The organism is Bradyrhizobium sp. CER78, assembly GCF_029846235.1.
Classification (GTDB): domain Bacteria; phylum Pseudomonadota; class Alphaproteobacteria; order Rhizobiales; family Xanthobacteraceae; genus Bradyrhizobium.
Map to the genome: position 1 here is coordinate 204,164 of NZ_JARVWP010000007.1, position 23,506 is coordinate 227,669.

Below are 23,506 nucleotides of genomic sequence, written 5' to 3' on the forward strand. Positions count from 1 at the left end.
CCGCCGCGCTGCGAAGGCTTTGTCACGTCGCCAAAGCGCAATGAAACGTCATCGCAATCTGGCGCGGTGCCCTACGACATCTTCATCGTGTGGATGCCGCATTCGGTCTTCGCACGGCCACGCCAGCGGCCGTCGCGTGCATCCTCGCCGGTTGCGGTCCGGCTCGAGCAAGGCATACACCCGACCGACTGATATCCCGATGCGACAAGTGGATGCGGCGGCAGCTTGCCCAGCGCGTAGATCGCTTCGATCTCCTCGCGCGAGACATGGGCGAACGGATTGAATTTCAGCCTGGCGCCGTCGTCCTCGACGACAGGGATTTCAGTGCGGGCGCCGCCCTGGAACCGCTTGCGGCCGTTGATCCAGCCGGCGAACGGCTTCAGCGCGCGCGCCAGCGGCTCCACCTTGCGGATGCGGCAGCAGGCGTCGGGATCGGTGAACCACAGCTCGCGGTCCGGATCCTGGCGCGACAGCGCGTCTTCGTCAGGCTTGATCGAGCGCACGTCAGTGAGGCCAAGCGTCTTGATCAGCGTGTCGCGATAAGCCAGCGTCTCCTCGAACAGCCAGCCGGTGTCGAGGAACACCACCGGAATCGACGGATCGACATCCGCCATCACCTTGAGCAGCGCGGCGGACTCGGTGCCGAACGACGACACCAGCGCCAATTTCTCGCGGCCGACCGTCTGCAACGCGGCCGCGATCACCTCGGCGGGCGATGCGGTGCGCAGCGCACGGTCGAGCTCATCGGCCGCGGGCAATGCGACCGGCGCCGGCGGGAGCTGTCGTACGTGGGTGCTCACTGGCCGGCGCTCTCCGAATGACGCAGCTGCATGCGGCGGTTGAGCGCGGTGACGCGGCCGTCACCGGTCGGCTGGTAGAACACCGAATAGCGCTTCATGGTCTGCGCGAACGCATCGGCGTCGGCATCCTTCTTCACCTCGAAGGCGTCGAATCCGGCGCGGGTCATGAACACGAACTGGTCGCGCAGGATCTGCCCGGTGGCGCGCAGCTCGCCGTCATAGCCGTAGCGCTCGCGCAGCAGACGCGCCTGGCTGTAGGCGCGGCCGTCGCGGAAGGTCGGAAACACCAGCGCGACCGACGCCAGACGATCGAGATACGGCACCAGTTCGTCGAGGTTGCGGTTGTTCGGCCAGATCACGCCGACCTTGCCGGCGCGGCGCAGCAGCGCCTCTGGATCGGCGAGAAAACGCTCGGCTGTCACCAGCACCGCGCCATCACCCGGCAACTCGACGCCGTCGGCGACATGCACGAACAAATCGGTCGTTAGTCTTCCCTGCTTAACGAGTGGCATAGACGCGCTCCCTGATCGGCTCGACGCCCAGACGCTTCACCGTATCGACGAACAATTCCTCGGGACGGTCGCGCAGCGCGAGATAAGCTTCGACAATGTCTTCGATCACATCGGCGACTTCCGCGTAGGGAACGGCCGGGCCGATCAAGGTGCCCAATTGCGCGTTCTCGTCGGCGCGGCCGCCGATCGTGATCTGGTAGAATTCCTCACCGTTCTTCTCGACGCCGAGAATGCCGATGTGACCGACATGGTGATGGCCGCAGGCATTGATGCAGCCGGAGATGTTGATGTGCAGCCGGCCGATCAGGTCGGCGGTGTCGTGGTTGGCGAAGCGCCGCGTCAGCTCCTGCGCGATCGGGATCGAGCGCGCATTGGCCAGCGAGCAGTAATCCAGACCCGGGCAGGCGATGATGTCGGTGACCAGGTTGACGTTCGGCGTCGCGAGGCCGAGGCGATCGAGCGCCTTGAACAGAAGCGGCAGGTCGCGCTTGGCGACGTGCGGCAGCGCCAAATTCTGCTCATGGCCGACGCGGATCTCGCCGAACGAATATTTGTCGGCGAGGTCGGCGACCGCATCCATCTGCTCGGCAGTGGCGTCGCCGGGCGGGCCACCGACCGGCTTCAGCGACAGCGTCACGATCGAGTAGCCCTGCACCTTGTGCGCCGACACCGAGTTCTTGCGCCAGCGCTCGAACAGCGGATCGTGCGCGGCCTGCTTCAGCTCGTCCGGCATATGCGGCAGCTTTTCGTAAGCCGGATAGGAGAAGCGCGAGCGGACCTCCTCGATGGCGGCGTGATCGAGCGTCAGCCCGACATCGCCCATCGCCTTCCACTCCTCCTCGACCTCCTTGGCGAACTTCTCGATGCCGAGCTCATGCACCAGGATCTTGATGCGCGCCTTGTAGATGTTGTCGCGGCGGCCGTACTGGTTGTAGACGCGCAGGATCGCCTCGATGTAGCTCAGGATATCGCGGCCGGGCACGAACGGCTTGATGGTCTTGGCGATGAACGGGGTGCGGCCGAGGCCGCCGCCGACCAGCACCTCGAAGCCGGTCTCGCCGTCGGCGTTCTTGTGCAGGCGCAGCCCGATGTCGTGGATCTTGATCGCGGCGCGGTCGTGCTCGGCCGCGGTGATCGCGATCTTGAACTTGCGCGGCAGGAACGAGAATTCCGGATGCAGCGTGGTGTGCTGGCGGATCAGTTCCGACCAGATGCGCGGATCCTCGATCTCGCCGGGCGCAACGCCGGCCCACTGGTCCGAGGTGACGTTGCGCATGTTGTTGCCTGACGTCTGCATCGCATGGATGCCGACCTCGGCGAGATCGGACAGCGCGTCCGGCAGCTCGGCGAGCTTGATCCAGTTGAACTGGATGTTCTGCCGCGTGGTGAAGTGGCCATACCCGCGGTCGTAGCGGCGCGCGACATGGGCGAGCCGACGCAGCTGCTTCGACGACAGCGTGCCGTAGGGAATCGCGACCCGGAACATGTAGGCGTGCAGCTGCAGATACACGCCGTTCTGCAGGCGCAGGATCTTGAATTCGTCCTCGGTGAGCTCGCCGGAGAGGCGGCGCTTCACCTGGTCGCGGAATTCCGAAACACGCTCGTTGATCAGCGTGCGGTCGAGTTCGTCATAAGCATACATGTTCGATGAGCCTTACAACGCGTTTTGCGCCGGCGCGCCTTACGCGGGAACCTGGAGATCGATGGTGACGCCCTTGGCGCGGATATGTTCGCGGAGATTGCCCGGCTTGACCTTGCCGCCATCCTTGAGTTCGACCGGCGCGATATAGGGGCCGACCGCGCCGACGTCGTCGGCGGTGGCTTCGGCCAGCAGCGCGCGGGCCTCGTCGGACGTGGTCACGATCGCGGAGTCGGAGAGTTCGGTGGACCAGCCTTGCTTGGCCGTTCGGTACACTACGGCACCGTCCCAGGTCCGGTTGGCGGTGACCATCGAGGGGCCCGTGATCCTGATTTTCTTCTGTTCAAGCGGAGAGGTCATTCGGCAGCTTTCAGCAGTTCGGAGAACATCTGGTTGGAGAACAGTTGGGTGACGTTGGATCGGCTCCACGGCGCGGAATGCGCGACCACGTCGCCGATGATGAGAACAGCGGGACCGCCGTCGACCTGTTTGACCAGCTCGGGCAGCCGCGCCAGCGTGCCGACCGCGGCCTTGGCGTCCGGCCGCGTCACGCGCGCGAACACGCCGACCGGTGTTTCCGGCGAGCGGCCCGCGGCGAGCATGCCTTCATGGATCGCGGGCGCCGCGGTCATGCCCATGTAGACGACGACGGTCATCTTGGTGTCGGTCAGCACCGACCAGTCGACGACCTCGGCATCGCGCGCCTTGTGCGCGGTGAGGAAGGTGATGCGCAGCGCCTCATGCCGGAAGGTCAGCGGCACCTCGAATTGCGCAGCCGCGCCGAGACCGGCGGAGACGCCAGGAATAATGGAGTACGCGACGCCGGCGTCGCGCAGCGCTTCGACTTCCTCGCCGCCGCGGCCGAAGATGAAGGGATCGCCGCCCTTCAGCCGCACCGCGCGCTGGCCCGACTGCGCCGCCTCGATCATCAGGTGGTTGGTGGCATCCTGGCCGATGCCGGGCTTGCCGACGCGGCGGCCGACCGGAATCCGCGTCGCATCGCGCCGGATACGGTCGAGAATTTCAGGTGACACCAATTCGTCATAGAACACGACATCGGCATCCTGCAGCGCGCGCAGCGCTTTTACCGTGAGCAGATCCGGATCGCCGGGACCGGCGCCGACCAGCGTCACATGACCAACAGCCTTGCCTTGCGTATCAGCGCCGGCGAATGCGGCGGGATCGGTGATCGCGTTCAGCGCCTGCCCGGCTTCGTCCGTGCGGCCGGCCAGTACCAGCGCGCCGATCGGTCCGTCGATGATGCGTTCCCAGAAGCGGCGGCGCAGCGGAAACTCGTCGATGCGGGCATGCATCGCCTTGCGGAAATGGCCGATGAAGCCGGCGAGATCACCGATCCGGGCCGGCAGCACCGCCTCGATCTTCTCGCGGATGCGGCGCGCCACCACCGGCGACGTGCCGCCGGTGCCGACCGCGACCACGACATCGCCGCGATCGACGATCGCAGGCATGATGAAGGTGGAGTGCACGAGGTCATCCATCACGTTGACCGGCAGGCCAATCGCCTTGGCGCGCACCGACATCGCGACACCGACCTCGCCCGCGCCGGCGCAGAGCACGGCGATGACGTCTGAAAGGTCGGCGGCCAGCGGATCGCCCTCGGCACGCTCGATGCGCGCGGCGTCCTCCGCCGCGATACCGGCGAGCTCATGATCACCGTCGGTCGCGTACCAGCGAACCGCGGCGCCGGCGGCTGCGAGCAGCCGCAACTTGGCGCGCACGAGCTCGCCCGCTCCAACGAGCAGCACCTTGCCGCTTTGCAGATCCAGAAACACTGGCAGATATCGCATCAGACACTCGCTTCCCCAATTTGGGGGTTGACTGAAATTATTTTCTATTTATCTCTCGATCAAGCCCAGCAAAGAGAAAATTATTTCTTCTCTATTGCAGCGCAACTTTAGAATTTTCAACTCCACAGGCCAAGGCCAAGAGATGCATCTTCTCGACAACGAATCCGTCGCTGCCGGAACGCGGTCCGCAGCCCTTGCACAAGCATCTTCCGTGCCGGGAATTCCGGTCGCTCAGCCGCCGTCGATGGACCATCTCGACGAACTGGAGGCGCAGAGCATCTACATTTTGCGCGAGGCGTTCGCCCGGCTGAAGAAGCTCGCGCTGCTGTGGTCGCTCGGCAAAGATTCCAACGTGATGATCTGGCTGGCGCGCAAGGCGTTCTTCGGCCGCGTCCCGTTCCCGGCGCTGCATGTCGACACCGGCAAGAAGTTTCCGGAGATGTATGCGTTCCGCGACCGCTTCGGAAAGGAATGGGATCTCGACCTGCGTGTCGAGCCCTGCCCGCCGATCGACGCCGTCGACCCCACTCTGCCGCCGGCGGCGCGCTCGGCTGCGCGCAAGACGGAAGGGCTCAAATGGGCGCTCAACAAATACGGCTTTGACGGATTGATCGCCGGCATCCGGCGCGACGAAGAGGCGACCCGCGCCAAGGAGCGCGTGTTCTCGCCGCGCGGCCTCGAGGGCGAATGGGACGTCCGCGACCAGCCGCCGGAGTTCTGGGATCACTTCAACGCCTCGCCGCCGCAAGGCGCGCATTTGCGCATCCACCCGATCCTGCATTGGACCGAGGCCGACATCTGGGCCTACACCAAGCGCGAAGGCATTCCGATCATCCCGCTCTATCTCGCCAAGGACGGCAAGCGTTACCGCTCGCTGGGGGATCAGGACATCACCAACCCGGTCGCCTCCACCGCTTCCAACATCGACGAGATCCTCGCCGAGCTCGACGCCACCAAGATCCCGGAGCGCGCCGGCCGCGCGCTCGACCACGAGACCGAGGATGCGTTCGAGCGGCTTCGCGTCGCCGGCTATCTCTGATCACCCCCCGAAGCAATCAGTTGGCTTTCCACTTCGTGCGAGCGTTCCGATGAACATGATCCTTCCCACCGCCTCGATCTCGGCAACGCCCAACGGCACCACCCGGCCGCAGGTGCGCATCGTCATCGTCGGCCATGTCGACCACGGCAAGTCCACCCTGGTGGGCCGGCTGCTGCATGAGACCGGCAGCCTGCCGGACGGCAAGCTCGAGATGCTGAAGGCGGTCAGCGCACGGCGCGGCATGCCGTTCGAGTGGTCGTTCCTTCTCGACGCGCTGCAGACCGAGCGCGACCAGGGCATCACCATCGACACCACCCAGATCCGCTTCCGCACCCGCTCGCGCGACGTCGTGCTGATCGACGCGCCCGGCCACGCCGAGTTTTTGCGCAACATGATTACCGGCGCCTCGCAGGCCGACGGCGCGGTGTTGATCATCGACGCGCTCGAAGGCGTCCGCTCGCAGACGCGGCGGCACGGCTATCTGCTGCATCTGCTCGGCGTGAAGCAGGTCGCGGTGGTCGTCAACAAGATGGACCGGGTCGATTTCAGCGCGGCGCGATTCAACGAGATCAGCGCGGAAATCTCGGCACACCTGATTGGTCTCGGCGTGACGCCGACCGCGGTCGTGCCGATCTCCGCGCGCGATGGCGACGGCGTCGCCGAGCACACGCCGCGGATCGAATGGTACAAGGGACCGACCGTGGTCGAGGCGCTCGACGCGCTCGAGCCGGCAAAGCCGCTGGCGGAGCTGCCGCTGCGACTGCCGGTGCAGGCGATCTACAAGTTCGACGACCGCCGCATCGTGGCGGGTCGCGTCGAGTCCGGCAGCCTGAAGTCCGGCGACGAGATCGTCATCATGCCGACCGGCAAGATCGCGAAGATCAAGACGGTCGAGAGCTGGCCGGTAACGCCGGTTGGCGGCCCGCAGGGCGCCGGGCGCTCGGTCGGCATCACGCTCGACCGCGAGCTGTTCCTCGAGCGCGGCGACATCATCGGAAACAGCGGGGCGAGCCCGCGCGACACCCGCCGCATCCGTGCGCGGATCTTCTGGCTGCACGACAAGCCGCTGACCAAGGGCGAGCAGATCCTGATCCGGCTCGGCACCAAGGAAAGCCGCGCCACCGTGGTCGCGATCGAAAAGGCCATCGATCCCGGCGCGCTGTCCAACGAAGAGAACAGCGCGATCGCGCGCAACCATGTCGGCGAGATCGACATCTCGCTGGCGCAGCCGGTTGCGACCGATCCCTACACCGACAATCCGCGCACCGGCCGCCTCGTGATCGAGGTCAACGGCCGCATCGCCGGCGGCGGCCTCGTGCTGTCGGTCGACGCCGGCCGGCCCGCGGTGCCGATCGACATCGTGCCGGTGGAGTCCGCGCTGCGGCCCGACGAGCGCTCGGCGCGTTACCACCACAATGGCGCGGTGATCTGGCTGACCGGCCTACCCGGCTCGGGCAAGTCGACGCTGGCGCGGGCGCTGGAGCGGCGCCTGTTCAGCAACGGCGGCTCGCCGATCCTGCTCGATGGCGACACCTTCCGCGCCGGGCTCAACAGCGACCTCGGCTTCTCGCCGCAGGATCGCACCGAGAACATCCGCCGCCTCGCCGAGGTCGCGACCCATCTGGCGCGCAACGGCCATATCGCGATCGTCGCGGCGGTGTCGCCGTCGTCCGCCGATCGCGCGGCGGCACGGCGCATCGCCGACAGCGCGTTCCGCGAAATCTATGTCGCAACACCTGCAGAAGTCTGCGAGACCCGCGACCCCAAAGGCCATTACGCCAAGGCGCGCTCCGGCGCGCTGCAGGGCTTCACCGGCATCGGCAATGATTATCAGCCGCCGAGCGGCAACGAGCTGACCATCGACACCTCGAACCGCTCGGTCAGCGATGCCACCGACGAGATCGAGCGGATGCTGGCCACCACCGGTATCCTGTTCGACGAGCTGACCGACCTCGCGGCGAATATCTGATTCACCCGTCATCGCCCGGCTCGACCGGGCGATCGAGTATTCCAGAGACAGCAATTTCTGAGCCGATGAGCCGCGGCGCACTGGATGCCCCGCTTGAAGCGGGGCATGACGGCGGTGTGTGAAACGAGAGGTGCGTCGTCACGTGACCGCTTCGCGCGCAGCTACTCCGCCGCGCGGCGGCTGTGCCGCACCATCCCCGGCGATTGCCCGGTGATGCGCTTGAACGCGCGGCTGAAGGCGGCCTGCGACGCATAGCCAAGCCGCTGGGCAATCACATCGATCGGCTGGCGCTCATGCTCGATCCATTGTGTCGCGAGGCGCATGCGCAGTTCGGCAAGATAGCGCGCCGGCGATAGCCCGGTCATTGACTGGAAGCGCTCGGCGAACAGCGAGCGCGAGCAACCCGCCTCCGCCGCCAATTCGGCGACAGTCCAGTTGCGGCCAGGCGCGCGATGCAGCGCGCCGATCGCGCGGCCGAGACGCGGATCGCGCAAGGCTTCGAACCAGCCGATGGCGTTGTCGCCGCCGCATTCGACCCAGCCACGCACGATCGACGCGGCAAGAACATCGGCGAGCCGCGCCATCACACCGACCGAACCGGCCCGCGGCGTGCAGGTCTCCCGCTCCATCGCCTTCAGCATCGGCTCGATCTCCGGCTGGCGCGCAAGCAGCGTGTCGACCCGCATCACCTCCGGCATCAGGGCGATGAGCGGGCGCATGCCGCCAAGATCGAAATTCATGCAGGCGCTGAAGACCAGAACCTGATCGTCCTGCGGGCATCCTTCAGGGCACGCCGACGTCACATCGACATTGCCACAGAGCGTCTCGGTCGCGAAACGCTCGACGTCGCAACTCGGCTCATCCGGGGCCGAGACGAGATCATGCGCACCGCCGCGCGGCAGGAAAATCGCGTCACCGCATCCAAGGCGAAGCAACGTCGCATCGGCGTAGCGCAGCAGCGCCGTGCCATGGGCGACGAAGTGGAATTGCGCGCGTCCATACGGCGTGCCGAAGCGGAAACCGAACGGCGCCCGCGTCTCGACCCGACGGTAGTGAACGCCCTCGAGCCGCATGCCGAGCAGCAATTCGCTCACCAGATCGACGGCGGCATCGGTCGTATCGGCAGCGGACGATCTGGACGAATGATCAAACATTCGGGTGTTTATGGCATAGATTGTCCAAAACCTCCAGCCTATGTCTGCGGCAGTGCAACATAGATGGAAGTTTCGGTCGATGGATCAAGAACTGGACCCCGCTCTGGCACACGCCGATGCCGTTGCGCTGACGCCGGGCGCCGTCGCTCTCGAGGTCGGTGACAGGCCCGCCTGGGGCGCCGTCGTCGCAATGATGCTGGGCGTGACCGCACTTCTGACGGCGGAGTTCCTGCCGTCCGGCGTGTTGACACCGATGGCGAGGGACCTCGGTGTCAGTCCGGGCCTCGCCGGTCAGGCCGTGACCGCGACCTCGCTGGCCGGCCTGGTCGGAGCGTTGTTCACGCCGAGGCTGACGCGCAGCTTCAATCGAAAGCCGGTGCTGCTGAGCTTTTCGATTCTGCTTGTCATCTCCAACCTGCTGGTGGCGCTGGCGCCGAACATCACGTTCCTGCTCGCCGCGCGGATCGTGCTCGGCCTCGCCATTGGCGGCTTTTGGGCGATGGCGGCAGCGACGACGATCCGGCTGGTGCCGCCCTCGCTGGTTGCGCGGGCCCTGTCGATCGTGATGAGCGGCATTCCCGCCGCGATGATCATCGCCGTTCCGCTCGGCAGCTATCTCGGCGAGGTGGCGAGCTGGCGCATCGTGTTCCTGCTGGCAACTGCATTGGGCGCAGCGGTGTTCGTCATCCAGGCGCTGGCCTTGCCGCGTTTGGCCCCGAAAGGAGTAGCCGGGCTCGACACCCTGATCGACATCCTGACACGGCCGGGTATCGGTGCCGGCATATTGGCGGCAACGTTGGTCTTCACCGGACACTTCGGCTATTTCGGCTATATCCGTCCCTTCCTTGAAAGCGTGACCGGGCTTGGCGCTGCCGGCGTCGCAGCGACCTTGCTGGCTTTCGGCGTCGCCAACTATGTCGGCTCCTTCGTCAGCGGGCTGATGGCCGAGCGCAAGCTCAAGCTCACGCTGATCGCGATGCCGCTGGCGATCGGCGTGCTCGGTCTGTTGCTCTCGGTCTATGGCAAGGACCTCGTTCCCGCGCTGGCGCTGGTCGCACTCTGGGGATTTGCCTTCAGCGGCGTGCCGGTGGCGACGACGACCTGGATCACCCGCATGGTGCCCGATGAGACCGAAAGCGGCACCGGGCTCACGGTGGCCTCGATCTTCCTCGGCATCACCATGGGCGCGGCGGGCGGCGGGCTGGTGCTCGACATGATGGGCGCGGCGGCCGTGTTCGTGGCCGGCGCAATTCCCCTGGTGCTTGCTGCATTGCTGATCGCCGCCAAGGTGCGGACCAGGGCGCCCTGACCGACCTTGCGGCGAACATTTGACCTTGCTCGCCTGTCATCGCCCGGCTCGACCGGGCGATCCGGTATTCCAGAGACAGCAATTGTTGAGCCGATGGGCCGCGGCGTACTGGATGCCCCGCTTGAAGCGGGGCATGACACCAGAGGGCGTGGCAGCAGGGGGCCTTCTCAGAGGCGTAGCTTTAGGGCTAAAAGGGCCGTGAACGCGGCCCTTTGGCGCGTTTTTTGCTGATTTCTTGCGAAAGCAGCCCCTAAACGCCCCATTTCTTTGAGAAAGCCCATCATGACTCGTGTCGATGCCCATGGATTGAAGATCGCCCCTGTCCTGTTCGATTTCATCGCCAAGGAGGCGACACCGAAAACCGGGATCGCGCCGGACGCGTTCTGGGCAGGACTCGCCGCCATCATCCAGAAGCTCGGCCCGAAGAACCGCGAGTTGCTCGCGGTCCGCGACACCTTGCAGGCCAAGATCGACGACTGGCATCGCGCCAACAAGGGCAAGGCGTTCGACATCAACGCCTACACCGCGTTCCTCAGGGACATCGGCTATTTGCTGCCGGAGCCCGCGACCCACACGGTCGAGACCGCGAATGTCGATGAGGAAATCGGCAAGATCTGCGGCCCGCAGCTCGTGGTGCCGCTGACCAACGCGCGCTATGCGCTAAACGCCGCCAACGCGCGCTGGGGTTCGCTGTACGATGCCTTCTACGGCACCGACGCGATCCCGCATGATCCGAGCGAGAGCGGTAAGGGCTACAACAAGGCCCGCGGCGACAAGGTGATCGCGAAGGCCAAGGCATTCCTCGACGCCGCCGTGCCGCTTGCAACCGGAAGCCACACCGACGTGACGTCCTATGCCGTGATCGCGGGCCAGCTCTCGGTCAAGCTGAAGAGCGGCAACTCGACCGCACTGAAGAATGGCGCCCAGTTCGCCGGCTATTTGGGCAACGCCGCCCAGCCCAGCGCGATCCTGCTCGTCAACAACGGCATGCATGTCGAGGTCAAGATCGACCGCAACAACGTCATCGGCAAGGATGACCCGGCCGGCGTCGCCGACATGATCCTGGAATCGGCGGTCTCCACCATTCTCGACATGGAAGACTCGGTCGCCGCCGTCGACGCCGAGGACAAGGTGCTGGTCTATCGCAACACGCTCGGCCTGATGAACGGCACCCTGTCCGCTGACTTCGAGAAGGGCGGCAAGACGCTGACCCGCTCGCTCAATGCCGACCGCGTCTACAAGAAGCCCGACGGCAGCGAGCTGAAGCTGCACGGCCGCAGCCTGCTCCTGATGCGCAATGTCGGCCACCACATGTTCACCGACGCGGTGCTCGACGCCAAGGGCGAGGAGATCCCCGAAGGTCTGCTCGACGCCGCGGTTGCCGGCCTGCTCGCAATCCACGACCTCAAGGGCAATTCCAAGGTCAGGAACAGCCGCACCGGCTCGGCCTATATCGTCAAGCCGAAGATGCACGGTCCCGACGAGGTGACGCTGACCTGCGACCTGTTCGCCGAGGTCGAGAAGATGCTCTCGCTGCCGGAGAACACGCTGAAGGTCGGCATCATGGACGAGGAGCGCCGCACCACGGTCAACCTCAAGGCCTGCATCCAGCGCGCCTCCAAGCGCATCATGTTCATCAACACCGGCTTCCTCGACCGCACCGGCGACGAGATTCACACCTCGATGGAAGCGGGTCCGATGATCCGCAAGAACGACATGAAGGCGCAGCCGTGGATCAAGGCCTATGAGGACTGGAACGTCGACAACGGCCTGACCTGTGGCCTGCCCGGCCATGCCCAGATCGGCAAGGGCATGTGGGCCGCGCCCGACAAGATGGCCGACATGCTGGCGCAGAAGATCGGCCATCCGCAGGCCGGCGCCACCACGGCCTGGGTGCCGTCGCCGACCGCGGCGACGCTGCACGCCCTGCACTATCACCAGGTCAACGTCACAGCCCGGCAGCAGGAGCTCGCCAAGGGCGGGCCGCGCGCAAAGCTGTCCGACATCCTCACCATTCCGGTGTCGCAGTCGAACTGGGCGCCCGACGACGTCAAGCAGGAGATCGATAACAACTGCCAGGGCATCCTCGGCTACGTCGTGCGCTGGATCGACCAGGGCGTCGGCTGCTCCAAGGTGCCCGACATCCACGATGTCGGCCTGATGGAAGACCGCGCCACGCTGCGCATCTCGAGCCAGCATCTGGCCAACTGGCTGCATCAGGGCGTCATCACCAGGGATCAGGTGATGGAATCGCTGAAGCGGATGGCCGTCGTCGTCGACAAGCAGAACGCCGGCGATGCCCTCTACAAGCCGATGGCGCCGTCATTCGACGGTGTCGCGTTCAAGGCGGCCTGCGACCTCGTGTTCGAGGGCCGCACCCAGCCGAACGGCTACACCGAATACATCCTCACCGCACGCCGCCGCGAGGCCAAGGCCGCGGGCTGATCTCAGAATCGCGACGACAAGCAAAAGCCCCGGCCATGAGCCGGGGCTTTTTTGTTGGAATGCGTCATCGTCCCCACGTCATTGCGAGCGAAGCGAAGCAATCCATTTCGCCACTTGTGGAGACATGGATTGCTTCGTCGCGGAGCCTGTCATCGTGCCGCGCTTCGCGCGGGTCCGTAGGCTCCTCGCAATGACGAGTCTAGAACACGGTCAGAAATTTCAGCAGCGAGACGATGCCGATGATGATGACGACGAGGCGTGCGATCTGCTTGGCGCGGCCGTCGAGCGGAAGCATGTTGATGAGATAAAGAACGAGAATAACGACGAGGAAGGTGACGAGTACGCTGACGAGCATGCGGAGCCCCCTGAAGGCATCGGTGAATGCGCTATGCGCACCTTGCTAACGTGCGGGAAGGAGGCCGGTTCCGGCCAGGAACCGAAGGGGCCGCGTCGCGTGAGCGGCACTACTCGCGCGCCACCACCGGCGGCTGGCCGTATTTGGCGCGGATGCGCTCCGGCGCCGGCGTGAAGTTGAGCTGCGCACCACGCCGGTCCGGACGGCTCACCGACATCAACCCATCCTTGCCAGCGACGATGTCGCCCTTGCGCAAGGTGGGGTCGTCCTCGATCTTCACCGCGGCAAGCCCGACAGTATCCTTGCCGTTGCAGGTGCAGCCCGCGACGATCTCGTCGCGATAGCGGAACGCATTTGGCAGCTCGGAATAGGGTTGACCGTCTTCCGTCGCGGCGTTGTCGATGTTGCCGCCATACACCACCTCGGTCGCGCTCGCCGGGCAGAAGCTGTTGCAGCTCTCCGCCTTGCTCTGGTTGCCGGTCGCGGCCAGCGGGAAATAACGGCCATCGCAGGTGCGCACGCAATAGGCCTGGCCGCCGTCATAGCGCGCGCGTCGCTCGGCCCGCGGCACGGGCGCCGGGCCATCATCGAACGGCACCCGGATCATCGGCGGACGGCCATGCATAAAGCCGCCGAACAGTTGCGAGAAGAAATCCTGGGCTTGCGCCGCGGGCGCAAGGGACAGGCCGAGCAAGGCCGCCGTCCCGAACGCCCATCGCCTCACGTGCCGCTTTGCCATCACCGACCCTCAGTACAACGCTGCTGCTCAGTACAACGAGGAACCCGCCGGGATGTTCAACGCCTGACGGCCGGACGGCAGCGTCATCACTGCGGGGCGCGGCTGCACCGGCGCCGGCCGGACCGAAATCTGCGTCGTGGTCGGGCCGAGCTCGCGCGCGGCGAGATGCGACGCGTTCTTCGGCAGCACCACGACCTTGGTGCCGACATCGACGCGGCTGAACAGGTCGGAGACGTCTTCATTGGTCAGGCGGATGCAGCCCGACGACACGAACTTGCCGATCGTCGACGGATCGTTGGTGCCGTGGATGCGGTATTCGCTGGAGCCGAGATACATCGCGCGGGCACCGAGCGGGTTGCCTGGGCCGCCGGCCATGAAGCGCGGCAGATAGGGCTGGCGCTTGATCATCTCGGCCGGCGGATGCCAGTCCGGCCACTCCGCCTTGCGGCTGATCGTCTGAGTGCCGGCCCAGGTGAAGCCCTCGCGGCCGACGCCGACGCCGTAGCGGATCGCACGGCCGCCGCCGAGCACGTAATAGAGCGCGGTGTTGCCGGTATCGATGATGATCGTGCCGGGCGCTTCCGACGTGTTGAGCGCGACCGTGGTGCGGCGCAGCCGCTCCGGCAGCGCGCCGTCCTCGGTGGCCCCGCTCGAGGGATCGTTCATCACCTCGTCGGAGGGGAATGCGCCCGGTTGCGCCGACGCATAGCCGAGCACCTGCGCGCTGGCCGAGGTGGTGACGATGAATGGCGTCACGAGAAGGACGCTGGCGAAGGCAAAGGTGCGCGCGGCGCGCGACGCAAGCCGGCGGCTGGAAAGAGACTGCTGTGTCATGTGCTGCCCCTGGACGGGATGCGCATCGTCGTGATGCGATGCCAAGCCAACGCACGTGGCAGCCAGAGAGTTCCGGCGCGAATCGTCGCGAAGCCGCGATTGTCAACCCGCCACGTCTCACGAACCCGCGATGGAACTTCTGTCGCGGCGGGCCGTTGTCACGCGCAAGTTGTTACGCACAATTTGATACGAAATTCATTTGTCCTCGTGCAGGAGGAAACTGGTGCGCGCCTTTCCGGGTGAACGTATGCTTGGCAACGCGCCCGAAGGCACGCCCCTCCCCGACAGCAAGGCCGAACTGCCGCCAGTGATCAGCCGCGCCGAGGTCGTCGCCTTCGCGCTGGTCGCGCTGCTGGTGATCGTCGTTGTCGGGGTGCTGTATCTGGCGCGCGCGTTCTTCCTGCCGATCACCATGGCCTTCATCGTCGGCACCATGCTGTCGCCGGCGGCGAGCCTGCTCGAGCGCTACCGGATTCCGCGCGCGCTCGGCGCGGTGCTTATCGTGATCGCGGTCGGCGCCGCCGTGACCTTCATGGTCGGACTGATCGCCTCGCCCGTGATGGAATGGAGCTCGCGGCTGCCTGAGCTCAGCGCGATCCTGAAGCAGAAACTGCATATATTCGACCGGCCGCTTGCGCTGTGGCAGGAATTGCAGAGCATGGTCGGCGGGTCGGATCCCCTGGCCACCTTCCAGCTGCCGAAATTCGAATGGCTGCAGCCGACGCTGGAATTCCTGTCGCCGACCTTCGCCGAATTCCTGCTGTTCATCGCGACGCTCATCCTGTTCATCGCAAGCTGGAAGGATCTGCGCCGCGCGCTGGTGATGACCTTCAGCGATCGCGAAGCGCGGCTGCGCACGCTGCGCATCCTCAACGAGCTCGAGATCCATCTCGGCAATTATCTGCTGACGGTGACCATGATCAATATCGGCGTCGGCATCATCGCCGGCGTGATCTGCGCCGCGACGGGCATGCCCAATCCGGCCGGGCTCGGCGCGCTCGCCGCGGCGCTGAACTTCGTTCCGATCATCGGCCCGGTCGCGATGTTCGTGACGCTGGTCGTGGTCGGCATCATCTCCGCGCCGACCATCGGCGCCGGGCTGATCGCGCCGGCCTGCTTTGCCGTCGTGACCTTCATGGAAGGGCATTTCGTGACGCCGACGATCGTCGGCCGCAGGCTGTCGCTGAACGCGCTCGCGGTGTTTCTCGCGCTGGCGTTCTGGACCTGGCTATGGGGCCCGATGGGCGCCTTTCTGTCATCGCCGCTGCTGATCGTTGGATTGATCGTGAAAGAGCATTTGATGCCGGTCAATTCGCCGCAGCTGCCGGAAGGGTAACAAAGCGTTTTCAAGCGAAGTGGGGCATCGGTTCGCGTGAAGGAAACGCGTCAAACGACGAGGCTCGGTTTCGCAACTGGAACCTTTGGGTGGTGCGAAGCGTTTTTCTCCAAACACACACGTTCTCCGGGAGCTTTCGATGTCGAGCACGGACAGCGCATTTGGGATCAAGAACATGACGGACAAAGCGACCTACGAACGCCTCGAGAAGGATGTCATCGCCGTGAAGAACGATATCGCAGCCCTCACCGAGCAGATCACCGACGCGCTCAACTCGTTTGCGAGCAATGCCGGCAAGCAGGCCCGCCGCCACTACAAGGATGCGCGCGCCAACGCGGAATCGACCTTCGACGACATGTCGGAGCGCGGCAGCGCGATGATGGGCGCGGCGCAGGAGGCTGCATCCTCGATCGAGGAATCGCTGGAAGAGGTGATCGCGCAGCGGCCGCTGGCGACCGTCGGCCTGGCGCTCGGCCTCGGCTTCTTGATCGGCGTCACCTGGCGCCGCTAGACGCTGCTCAACTGCGGCGGATGAGGCCTGCGATGGCGATCATGCGCAAACCACCGTTCTGGACGAGATGGCAGCGCTGGCGCGCCGCCGCCTCGTTTGTCGATGCGCTTTTCACGGCAAGATCGAAAACAAGGCTGGTCAATGCTTCAGCGGCTGATCGATGACGTCAAGGAATCCACCGGCAGCGCGCTGCGGCTGACGTCGCTGGCCGCCGCCGCCGCGATCGCGCTGTTCATCACCCTCGCCTTTCTGTGCGCGGCCGCCTTCGTCTATGTGCTGCAGCACTACGGACCGGTGGAAGCGTGCCTCTCCGGCGCCGCGCTATTCCTGGTCGTCACGCTGATCGCCGTCGGCGTCTACACGGCCCGCAAGCGCGAAATGCGGAGGCGCGCCGAGAAAGCGGCGAAGGCGGCCAAATCGGCCGCGGCAACCATGCTCGCCGATCCCGCGTTGATCGCCACCGCGCTGCAGATCGTCCGCGCCGTCGGCGTCAAGCGGCTGATCCCGATCCTGGCAGTCGGCGGCCTCGCGCTCGGCCTGATGGCAAGCCGCGGCGCTGCGGGTCACAACGAGGCGGAGGAAGAGGAATAGCCTGCGTTATCCGGCAAACTGCCCACACCAAGCACGTCCATCGCCCGGCTCGACCGGGCGATCCAGTACGCCGCGGCTCATCCGCATAATTACAGCTGTCTCTGGAATACTGGATCGCCCGGTCAAGCCGGGCGATGACAGCGTTGCTCGTTGAACGTTCGCCCTTGCTCAAGTCACGCAGCGGCCGGGCTGCAGCAGCTTGGCCACTTCGGTCAGGACGCTGACCACCGGTTCGCAGGCGACCTTGCGGGTGTCGCCGGGCCGCGCGCGGGCGGGTGCTGCGGGGTGATTGCGGGCCTCTTCCCGCGCCACGGGAACGCGGACCAGGACCGACGTCTCGGGCAGCCGGTCGAGCTTCAGCGCGACGGTCCGGCTCGGCAGGCCGGTCACCGGAACCACGGCGCGGTCGGTCTTGGCGGCGCGATTGACCACGCTCTCCGGCGCCAATTGGGTGGTGACCTGCTGGCCGCCAATGAGATCATGACCGGATGCCAGTTGGACCGCGCCAAGCGTCAATCCAAGCGCCAACGCAGCGAAAATTCCCTTTTGAATCTTTGACATGGTGATGTCCCTCGCCCCATGGAAATTCCCGTTGGCGATCACGGACACAACGCGAACGAAACCTGTGGGGTTCTCGCGTCCAGCCATCACTTAACCGTGTACGAAAAAATTTTGATTCGCGCGGAACGAGTCCGGGGGTCTGCGCGTCTTTGCAAGAGCCGGTTATTCCCCCTGCCCCATTGACCGGCGACGTAGGGCGCGACCGTGGTGATGCCGGTCGCGCCCTGCTCTTTTTGGAGATTCGTCTTTTTGAAAGTTCGTCCGTCACGCCCTGCCGGCGAACGATGTGTCGGCCGGCCTGTCACGCACGCGTCGCATTGAAGTCAGGTTGCGAAAGACCATCCGGCTTCAGGCATCGTCGCTTGATGGCGCGTCCTGGGATCGGACAACCGTCACCTCACGGCATGACGGGCAACGACCGACATGAAACTTGATTCCGGTCGTCTGGTCGTCGACGAGCATCAATTCGCTCAAGGGCTCGCCGCATTTGCAGGTCACCGTCTTCTTATCGGCAAAATACATCTGACGTCCTCCATAAGCCTGGAGAGTTCATCGCGTCATAAGGGCGAGCCCGCTTGCGCCGTGCTCGCCCCTCGTCTCTGCTCCTTCTCGGTCTGTCAGATCCGGACAATCCGGATAGCGGGTCGACTCCCGGCTGTTATTTCGAAGCGGACTGCGCCTGCGAGCGTGACTCGGCGGCTTCGCGCGCCTGCCGCTCGGCCTTGAGGCGCTGGAAATTGTCGTAGAAGGCCTTCTCGTTGGCGCGATGCTCCTTCATCGCCTGCGACGCCTCTTGCTGACGCTGCGCATCACGCTCTTTTCGTTGCTGGGGAGTCAGATTCATGCGGCCTCCAACTAAGTTCTTGAATCAACGCCGGATTCAACGCACGAGGCCGGGAAAAGTTGCAATGGAGGGGAACTGGCCTATTTGCGCAGGCTGGCCCAGACGCCGCCGAGGATCAGCAAGCCGCCGACCAAATGGATCAATTTCGGCGGCTCGCCGAGGATGATCCAGGACAACAGCGCGCTCGCGATCGGCGCGACGTAGAGCACGAGCGATGTCCGCACCGAGCCGAACCGTGCGCCGAGCCAGGCGAAGCCGGCATAGGCCATCAGGCCGGGGACCAGGCCTGCGAAGACATAGGCCTCGAACGCCCTCGCGTTGAACACCGCAGCCGGCGTCGCCCACATCTCCTGCAGGGCCGGCGGCAGCGAGCACAGCGCGCCCGCCGCCGAGAACAGGCTGACCCGCGCCAGCAGCGAGGCGCGCGGTGCGACACGGGATTGCACCAGCGTGTAGCCGGACCAGCCGAGCATCGCGCCCACCACAAGGAGATCGCCCCAGGCCGCGCTCGATTGGGTCAGCGTTTCCAGATGGCCGCCGGAGACGATCAGCAGCGCGCCGGCGAGCGCCAGCGCCGTGCCGAGCCATTGCAGCGGACCGATATGCTCGATGCCGAGCGCGGCCGAGATCAGCAGCACCATGATCGGCGACAGCGCGAAGATCAGCGCGATATGGATCGCGGTGGTGGTGATGCCGGCGATGTAGACCGGGCCGCCGCACAGGAACATGCCGAGGAAGCCCGCAGCGAGGATCGGCCACAGGTTCTGCGCCAGCGGGATCTTGCCGTCGCGGATCGCCGTGATCGCAAACGGCGCCAGCCCGATGGTGATGATGCTCCAGCGGAAGAAGGCCAGCGAGAACGGCGGCACCGAGCCGGCAAGGCCGCGCGCCAGCACCTGGTTGGAGGCCTGCCCGACCGCGACCAGGATGAAGCCGGTCAGCGCAACCGCGTCCTCCCAGCCCGCGGCTGGACGGCTGACAGGCGCCTTCGGCAACTCCGCATCCATGACACCGCCCCCTCAGCCGGTGCGCAGGCCCGCGCCCGCTACTGCTCCGCCGCCTCCCGCTCCATGTCGCGGCCCGACATGTCCTCGCCCTGCATGTTGGCGTATTCGCGCGCCATCTCGCGCATCAGGAATTTGGCGGGGACGTCGTGATAGGTGCCGTGGTCGTTGACATATTGCATGTAGGCGCGCCCTTCGCCGTCGAAGGGATGCAGCAGCGCATCCGAATGACCGTCGAAATCGAGCGGCTTGACGCCGAGCTTGGCGCACAGCGTGTCGTTGAAGGTCGGGGTCGCCTTGCGCCAGGCGCCGTCGACGAACACCTCGGTGAAGCCGTGCCAGGTGAACAGGTCCGAGCCCATGCTCTGGCGCAGCTTCTCGGTGGTGAGATGGTTGCGGACATCGGCGAAGCCGACCCGGGCCGGAATGCCGTGGACCCGGCAGGCCGCGGCATAGAGCGCGGCCTTGCCGACGCAATAACCGTTGCCCGCGGCAAGCACGCTGGAGGCCCGGTAGCTCTCCGGTGAGCGCATGCTGACATAGGGGTTGTAGCGGATGCCGTCGCGCACCGCGGTGTAGAGCCGGCTCGCGATCTCGCGCGCGCTGGCGCTGGCCGGGACGGCGGCGCGGGCGAACGCCTCGACGGCGGGATGGTCGCTGTCGACATATTCGCCGGGGTCGGTGTAGAGGCGGCTGATCGTGTCAGTGAGATGCTCGGTCATGGCGCAAGCTTAGCAAGCCATCAGCGCAGTTCAATGCAGCTCACGCAGCCCTGCCCCGCCAGAGTCCGCTTTAATTCCTGAAGCGTTCGTCCCATTGCGGCGGCTGGTAGCTGCGCCGCTTGGCCTTGAAATATTCGCGCGCGAAATGGATGCCGATCCCGATCAGGAACGGCGGGGCGAGCGCAGCGGCGATCATGAACACGGTGATCGACTTCGGTGTCAGGATGTCCAGCACCATCGACGCCAGCAGCCACAGCGTGGCAGCAATCACCGCGACGTCGACATGCTTCATTCCCTCGGTCTTTCCCTTGGTCGTTCCGGGTTCCATCCTACCGGCTGGACCTGCATGCGCCAAGGATTCCGGCGGCAGCCAATACCTCCGGCCCTTCACTTTTTTGGAACGGTGCCCGCACGGGCAATGTTGATCCGGGCAAACCGAACCCGGAGGCCGCGATGGGCAACTCCAGTGACATCCACAACGGCGTCGACCGTCCTGCGAGCCAAAACGGCGTCAACGACCCGGTCGGCGGGGTCGACGTGAAGCGGACGTTCAACGACAACCAGACGCCGCACGAACGCGCGCAATGGGCCGCCGACGTCCGCGCCGACGCCTCGCCCAGGAGCGGCGAGCCGTTCCTGCCCGAAGCGCTGCGGCGGCGGCCTACGTCGCCGATCAACCCGCGCACCGGCCGCCATCCGACCGACTAGCCAGAGCGATATGAAGGCTACGGGCCCGTCGCAGGGGCGCTGCCAAATATCGAAAACAACCCCATGCAAAGTAACCGGCGTCGGCCGGCGTTCAAACCAGACAACTTGACACGTCGGGCAACTCAGACAGATAATTCTAATATTCCGAAATTGCTCAAGTGTTGCTTGAGCTCCGCCGCATGACGAGCTACGCGCTTTGCAATCAACCGAAGCGCGAGTACAATGATTGCAGATTGCTAAGGTGGACTGACTTCCCAGATGTTGCGACGGCTCGTTGCTTGTATTGCTTTGCTCTTTGCTGCCACAGCTCCCACACTCGCGGAGGACGGCGCAGCCCCACAAGCCTCCCCTTCAATCGCGACATGGAAACAAGATGTCTCCAGCCGTCTGCGCCAGGCTCGGCGTTATCCACCGCTGGCGCCTGGGCAGGGAGGCACCGCCACGGTCCGCTTCAGGATCGATCGCACAGGTCATCTCGTGTCGAGTTGGCTGGTCGAGAACACCGGCATCCCGGCGATAGACGGAGAGGCATTGGCAATCGTCGAACGTGCCCAACCCTTTGCCGCGCTGCCCGACGACGTAAAGGACGACACCGCCGTCCTGACCGTGCCATTCAATTTTGGGAGGGCGCCCGTCGCGCCGTGGGATGATCCCGCCCTTAAGTCAAAGCTGAATTCAGTCTGCCGCGGTTGCTGAGCGGTCCGGCGCGGCCTCTCATTCGTCATTCGCGCATCGACAGCATCGCGTTCAGCTCGACGGCTGTCTTCAGCTGATCGATGCGCGCGACGATCTGCTCACGCTCGGCGCCGCGCGGCAGCTGCGCGAGCTGGCTCTCCAGCCGCACGCGGTGTTCTTCAAGGCGCTGCTCGAAGGTGTGGGGTTCGGATCGCTTCCGCCGTTGAATCGTCTTCTCCATTGCTCATCCTTGGTGGTTGCAGGCCGGGGCTGTTGGCCCAGCGGTCCAGTTGATCGATGACCCGCGCGTGGCTCGGGCGCCGCGGTTCCGGCGCCTTCGGCTCGTCGGACAACTTGCGAGGCAGCTTGACTTGGTTAGTCATGGCATCTCTCCCGCAACCTAACGAAACAGGTAGCCCGTCGTTCCTCTATTTTTTTAATAAGCTATTGATTTTGCTTTACAATATTACTCATTCAACGTTTTTGTCTCAAGCAAGGGAACTCGGGGAGAGTCTGTTGGTTTAGCAAGTTACTCAATCAGCTAAGTTTGGGTATTTTTGCGATGGGGTATTTGAGATGAACGAGTTACGCGCCGAGCGTCTCCAGGTCATGGTCTCGCCGGAGGAATTGGCTGCCTTGGACGATTTCCGGTTCAAGCACCGTATGCCGACCCGCGCCGCGGCGGTCCGCGAGCTGCTCAAGCTCGGTCTGTCCGGCGTCGGCACCGACGCGGCAGCCGGGGTGAAATCCAGCGATTACGGGGTGTTCAATCGGGGGCCTGAAGGCCACACGCAGGGGGAGGACGCGCCAAGCGACAAGTGACGGCGCGTTGTCGCCGATGTGGCGGTTCAGCCGGCGACGAAGAGGTCCACGACCGCCTTCAGGGTGCAGACCACGAGCGCCGACGTGAACATCGCCGTGCCGAGATCTGCGAGATAAAGCAGCTGCGCCTTCTGCTCCGCATCGAGCCGCTCGATCGCCTTGCGCATGGCCAAGCTCCCTTTTCAGGAAAACGCGATGCGCCGATGTCCGTTCCAGCGCGGCCTCAGGCGCGTTGCAGCGCCAGCATCACGCCGCCGAGCGTCAGCGCCATCGCGCCGATCTCGTGCAGGCCCAGCGGCTCGCCGAGGATGATCGCAGCCGATACCACGCCGATCACCGGCACCAGCAGCATGCCGGTCGATGCCGATGTCGGCGGCAGGCGACGCAGCGTCTCGAACCAGGTGAGATAGCAGATGCCCATCGGCATCAGCGTCATGTAGGCGAAGCAGCCGAGGCCGAGCGGCGTGATCGCCGTGTAATTCGGACGCTCGAACAGCACGCCGAGCAGCAGCATGGCGAGACAGCCGATGCCGACCTGCCAGGCGACCACGGCGAGCGGCGGCATCGGCAGCGGCTTGCGGTTCAGGACATTGCCGAGCGCGAACAGGATGGCGCAGGCGAGCGCAAGCGCAATGCCGGTGAGCTTGCCGGCGCTGAACGCAAAGCCGCCTCCGCCGAGCAGCAGCACAACGCCGGCGATGCCGAGCACCAGCGCGGCCAGGTCCCGCAAGGTCGGGCGGCTGTGCAGCACCGGCCAGGCGAACAGCATCGCCCAGATCGGCATGGTGTAGGCGAGCAGCGCGCCCTCGCCGACCGTGACGAACTTCATCGCGATGGTGCCGAAGCCCATCCAGGCAAAGACATTGGTGAAGGAGGCGAACAACAGCCGCGGAATCGCCTCACGCGGCACCGCGAGCGACTGGCCGCGGGCCAGCGCCAGCGTGCCCAGGATCACCGCCGCGCAGGTGCCGGCGAGTCCGCGCGCGAACAGCGGCGGCCATTGCTGCAACAGCAGCTTCATCAGCGGCCAGTTCAGGGCCCAGCCGAACGCCGTCACCCCCAGGCAGAGAAAGCCGACCGTCCTGTCGCGTTGCGTCGTATCCATCGGCCGCGCTTAGCAGGCGGAGCT

The 23,506-nt window shown here is 65.3% G+C and carries 29 protein-coding genes; 10 read left to right on the top strand and 19 right to left on the bottom strand.

The genetic code is table 11. The features are described 5' to 3' along the window. Positions 1-71: 71 nt before the first annotated feature. Genes QDT69_RS17520 through cysG form a run of 5 tightly spaced genes read right to left on the bottom strand, consistent with a single transcriptional unit; the run spans position 72 to position 4,759 of the window. Positions 72-800 carry a phosphoadenylyl-sulfate reductase gene (locus QDT69_RS17520; protein WP_279707723.1) on the bottom strand — a complete coding sequence of 243 codons (729 nt, stop codon included), beginning with the start codon at positions 798-800 and terminating at the stop codon, positions 72-74. Further along, on the bottom strand, positions 797-1,312 hold the full coding sequence (locus tag QDT69_RS17525) for a DUF934 domain-containing protein (RefSeq protein ID WP_279707724.1): 516 nt from the start codon (positions 1,310-1,312) through the stop codon (positions 797-799). The genes QDT69_RS17520 and QDT69_RS17525 overlap by 4 nt, the downstream gene beginning before the upstream one ends. Further along, positions 1,299-2,954: a nitrite/sulfite reductase gene (locus QDT69_RS17530; RefSeq protein ID WP_050425814.1), complete on the bottom strand. Its 1,656-nt coding sequence runs from the start codon at positions 2,952-2,954 to the stop codon at positions 1,299-1,301. The genes QDT69_RS17525 and QDT69_RS17530 overlap by 14 nt, the downstream gene beginning before the upstream one ends. A 39-nt stretch (positions 2,955-2,993) precedes the next feature. Continuing rightward, a complete protein-coding gene (locus QDT69_RS17535; RefSeq protein ID WP_074131355.1) occupies positions 2,994-3,311 on the bottom strand; it encodes a DUF2849 domain-containing protein in 318 nt (105 codons plus the stop codon). Then, positions 3,308-4,759 carry a siroheme synthase CysG gene (gene cysG / locus QDT69_RS17540; protein ID WP_279707725.1) on the bottom strand — a complete coding sequence of 484 codons (1,452 nt, stop codon included), beginning with the start codon at positions 4,757-4,759 and terminating at the stop codon, positions 3,308-3,310. Before cysG ends, QDT69_RS17535 begins: the two co-directional genes overlap by 4 nt. A gap of 244 nt (positions 4,760-5,003) precedes the next feature. On the opposite strand from cysG, the gene cysD reads away from it, so the two are divergent. Both cysD and cysC read left to right on the top strand, forming a co-directional pair. Continuing rightward, positions 5,004-5,798, top strand: coding sequence for a sulfate adenylyltransferase subunit CysD (gene cysD, locus QDT69_RS17545; protein ID WP_050425832.1), 795 nt, complete (start codon positions 5,004-5,006; stop codon positions 5,796-5,798). A gap of 49 nt (positions 5,799-5,847) precedes the next feature. Beyond that, complete coding sequence (gene cysC, locus QDT69_RS17550) at positions 5,848-7,767, top strand: adenylyl-sulfate kinase (protein WP_279707726.1); 1,920 nt, start codon at positions 5,848-5,850, stop codon at positions 7,765-7,767. A 161-nt stretch (positions 7,768-7,928) separates the two neighbouring features. Here the strand turns inward: cysC and QDT69_RS17555 are convergent, their stop codons facing one another. Further along, a complete protein-coding gene (locus QDT69_RS17555; protein WP_279707727.1) occupies positions 7,929-8,921 on the bottom strand; it encodes an AraC family transcriptional regulator in 993 nt (330 codons plus the stop codon). A gap of 79 nt (positions 8,922-9,000) precedes the next feature. On the opposite strand from QDT69_RS17555, the gene QDT69_RS17560 reads away from it, so the two are divergent. Together QDT69_RS17560 and QDT69_RS17565 are read left to right on the top strand one after the other, a co-directional pair. Further along, the gene (locus QDT69_RS17560; RefSeq protein WP_279707728.1) at positions 9,001-10,230 is read left to right on the top strand and encodes an MFS transporter; all 1,230 of its coding nucleotides are present in this window, start codon (positions 9,001-9,003) and stop codon (positions 10,228-10,230) included. Between the two features lie 282 nt (positions 10,231-10,512). Next, complete coding sequence (locus QDT69_RS17565) at positions 10,513-12,675, top strand: malate synthase G (protein ID WP_279707729.1); 2,163 nt, start codon at positions 10,513-10,515, stop codon at positions 12,673-12,675. Positions 12,676-12,874: 199 nt separating this feature from the next. Here QDT69_RS17565 and QDT69_RS17570 read toward each other — a convergent pair whose 3' ends face one another. The 3 genes from QDT69_RS17570 to QDT69_RS17580 all read right to left on the bottom strand — a co-directional run bounded on the left by QDT69_RS17570 (position 12,875) and on the right by QDT69_RS17580 (position 14,603). Then, on the bottom strand, positions 12,875-13,030 hold the full coding sequence (locus QDT69_RS17570) for a Thivi_2564 family membrane protein (protein ID WP_279707730.1): 156 nt from the start codon (positions 13,028-13,030) through the stop codon (positions 12,875-12,877). Between the two features lie 109 nt (positions 13,031-13,139). Continuing rightward, positions 13,140-13,769: a DUF2865 domain-containing protein gene (locus QDT69_RS17575; RefSeq protein WP_279707731.1), complete on the bottom strand. Its 630-nt coding sequence runs from the start codon at positions 13,767-13,769 to the stop codon at positions 13,140-13,142. A 27-nt stretch (positions 13,770-13,796) separates the two neighbouring features. Next, positions 13,797-14,603, bottom strand: coding sequence for a L,D-transpeptidase (locus QDT69_RS17580; protein WP_279707732.1), 807 nt, complete (start codon positions 14,601-14,603; stop codon positions 13,797-13,799). A 223-nt stretch (positions 14,604-14,826) separates the two neighbouring features. On the opposite strand from QDT69_RS17580, the gene QDT69_RS17585 reads away from it, so the two are divergent. After that, entirely contained in the window at positions 14,827-15,939 is a 1,113-nt protein-coding gene (locus QDT69_RS17585) for an AI-2E family transporter (protein WP_279707734.1), read from the top strand. Between the two features lie 139 nt (positions 15,940-16,078). Further along, a complete protein-coding gene (locus QDT69_RS17590) occupies positions 16,079-16,450 on the top strand; it encodes a DUF883 family protein (protein ID WP_279707735.1) in 372 nt (123 codons plus the stop codon). Between the two features lie 7 nt (positions 16,451-16,457). On the opposite strand, the gene QDT69_RS17595 is transcribed toward QDT69_RS17590, so the two are convergent. Further along, entirely contained in the window at positions 16,458-16,592 is a 135-nt protein-coding gene (locus QDT69_RS17595) for a hypothetical protein (RefSeq protein WP_279707736.1), read from the bottom strand. Between QDT69_RS17595 and QDT69_RS17600 the strand changes: the two genes are divergently transcribed. Further along, the gene (locus tag QDT69_RS17600; protein WP_279707737.1) at positions 16,592-17,041 is read left to right on the top strand and encodes a hypothetical protein; all 450 of its coding nucleotides are present in this window, start codon (positions 16,592-16,594) and stop codon (positions 17,039-17,041) included. The two genes, QDT69_RS17595 and QDT69_RS17600, sit on opposite strands and share 1 nt — an antisense overlap. Before the next feature lie 168 nt (positions 17,042-17,209). Here QDT69_RS17600 and QDT69_RS17605 read toward each other — a convergent pair whose 3' ends face one another. From QDT69_RS17605 to QDT69_RS17625, 5 genes are all read right to left on the bottom strand, one after another. Further along, positions 17,210-17,602, bottom strand: a complete 393-nt coding sequence (locus QDT69_RS17605) for a hypothetical protein (RefSeq protein ID WP_279707738.1) — start codon at positions 17,600-17,602, stop codon at positions 17,210-17,212. Between the two features lie 658 nt (positions 17,603-18,260). Continuing rightward, positions 18,261-18,446 carry a hypothetical protein gene (locus QDT69_RS17610; protein ID WP_146989086.1) on the bottom strand — a complete coding sequence of 62 codons (186 nt, stop codon included), beginning with the start codon at positions 18,444-18,446 and terminating at the stop codon, positions 18,261-18,263. A gap of 80 nt (positions 18,447-18,526) precedes the next feature. After that, positions 18,527-19,453, bottom strand: coding sequence for a DMT family transporter (locus QDT69_RS17615; RefSeq protein ID WP_279707740.1), 927 nt, complete (start codon positions 19,451-19,453; stop codon positions 18,527-18,529). A 38-nt stretch (positions 19,454-19,491) separates the two neighbouring features. Continuing rightward, the gene (locus tag QDT69_RS17620; protein ID WP_279707743.1) at positions 19,492-20,172 is read right to left on the bottom strand and encodes a transglutaminase family protein; all 681 of its coding nucleotides are present in this window, start codon (positions 20,170-20,172) and stop codon (positions 19,492-19,494) included. 70 nt (positions 20,173-20,242) lie between these two features. Continuing rightward, positions 20,243-20,464, bottom strand: coding sequence for a hypothetical protein (locus tag QDT69_RS17625; protein ID WP_050425834.1), 222 nt, complete (start codon positions 20,462-20,464; stop codon positions 20,243-20,245). Positions 20,465-20,625: 161 nt separating this feature from the next. Here QDT69_RS17625 and QDT69_RS17630 point away from each other — a divergent pair, with 161 nt between their 5' ends. After that, positions 20,626-20,880 (top strand): hypothetical protein, encoded by a 255-nt coding sequence (locus tag QDT69_RS17630; protein ID WP_279707744.1) that lies wholly within the window; start codon positions 20,626-20,628, stop codon positions 20,878-20,880. Positions 20,881-21,138: 258 nt separating this feature from the next. Next, positions 21,139-21,576, top strand: coding sequence for an energy transducer TonB (locus QDT69_RS17635; RefSeq protein ID WP_279707745.1), 438 nt, complete (start codon positions 21,139-21,141; stop codon positions 21,574-21,576). A gap of 25 nt (positions 21,577-21,601) precedes the next feature. Here the strand turns inward: QDT69_RS17635 and QDT69_RS17640 are convergent, their stop codons facing one another. Beyond that, positions 21,602-21,796 carry a hypothetical protein gene (locus QDT69_RS17640; RefSeq protein ID WP_279707746.1) on the bottom strand — a complete coding sequence of 65 codons (195 nt, stop codon included), beginning with the start codon at positions 21,794-21,796 and terminating at the stop codon, positions 21,602-21,604. Next, positions 21,735-21,938, bottom strand: a complete 204-nt coding sequence (locus QDT69_RS17645) for a hypothetical protein (RefSeq protein WP_279707747.1) — start codon at positions 21,936-21,938, stop codon at positions 21,735-21,737. The genes QDT69_RS17640 and QDT69_RS17645 overlap by 62 nt, the downstream gene beginning before the upstream one ends. A gap of 193 nt (positions 21,939-22,131) precedes the next feature. Between QDT69_RS17645 and QDT69_RS17650 the strand changes: the two genes are divergently transcribed. Next, on the top strand, positions 22,132-22,377 hold the full coding sequence (locus tag QDT69_RS17650; protein ID WP_279707748.1) for a hypothetical protein: 246 nt from the start codon (positions 22,132-22,134) through the stop codon (positions 22,375-22,377). Between the two features lie 26 nt (positions 22,378-22,403). On the opposite strand, the gene QDT69_RS17655 is transcribed toward QDT69_RS17650, so the two are convergent. Beyond that, positions 22,404-22,544 carry a hypothetical protein gene (locus tag QDT69_RS17655; RefSeq protein WP_279707749.1) on the bottom strand — a complete coding sequence of 47 codons (141 nt, stop codon included), beginning with the start codon at positions 22,542-22,544 and terminating at the stop codon, positions 22,404-22,406. A 56-nt stretch (positions 22,545-22,600) separates the two neighbouring features. Next, positions 22,601-23,482: a DMT family transporter gene (locus QDT69_RS17660; protein WP_279707750.1), complete on the bottom strand. Its 882-nt coding sequence runs from the start codon at positions 23,480-23,482 to the stop codon at positions 22,601-22,603. Between the last annotated feature and the right edge of the window lie 24 nt (positions 23,483-23,506).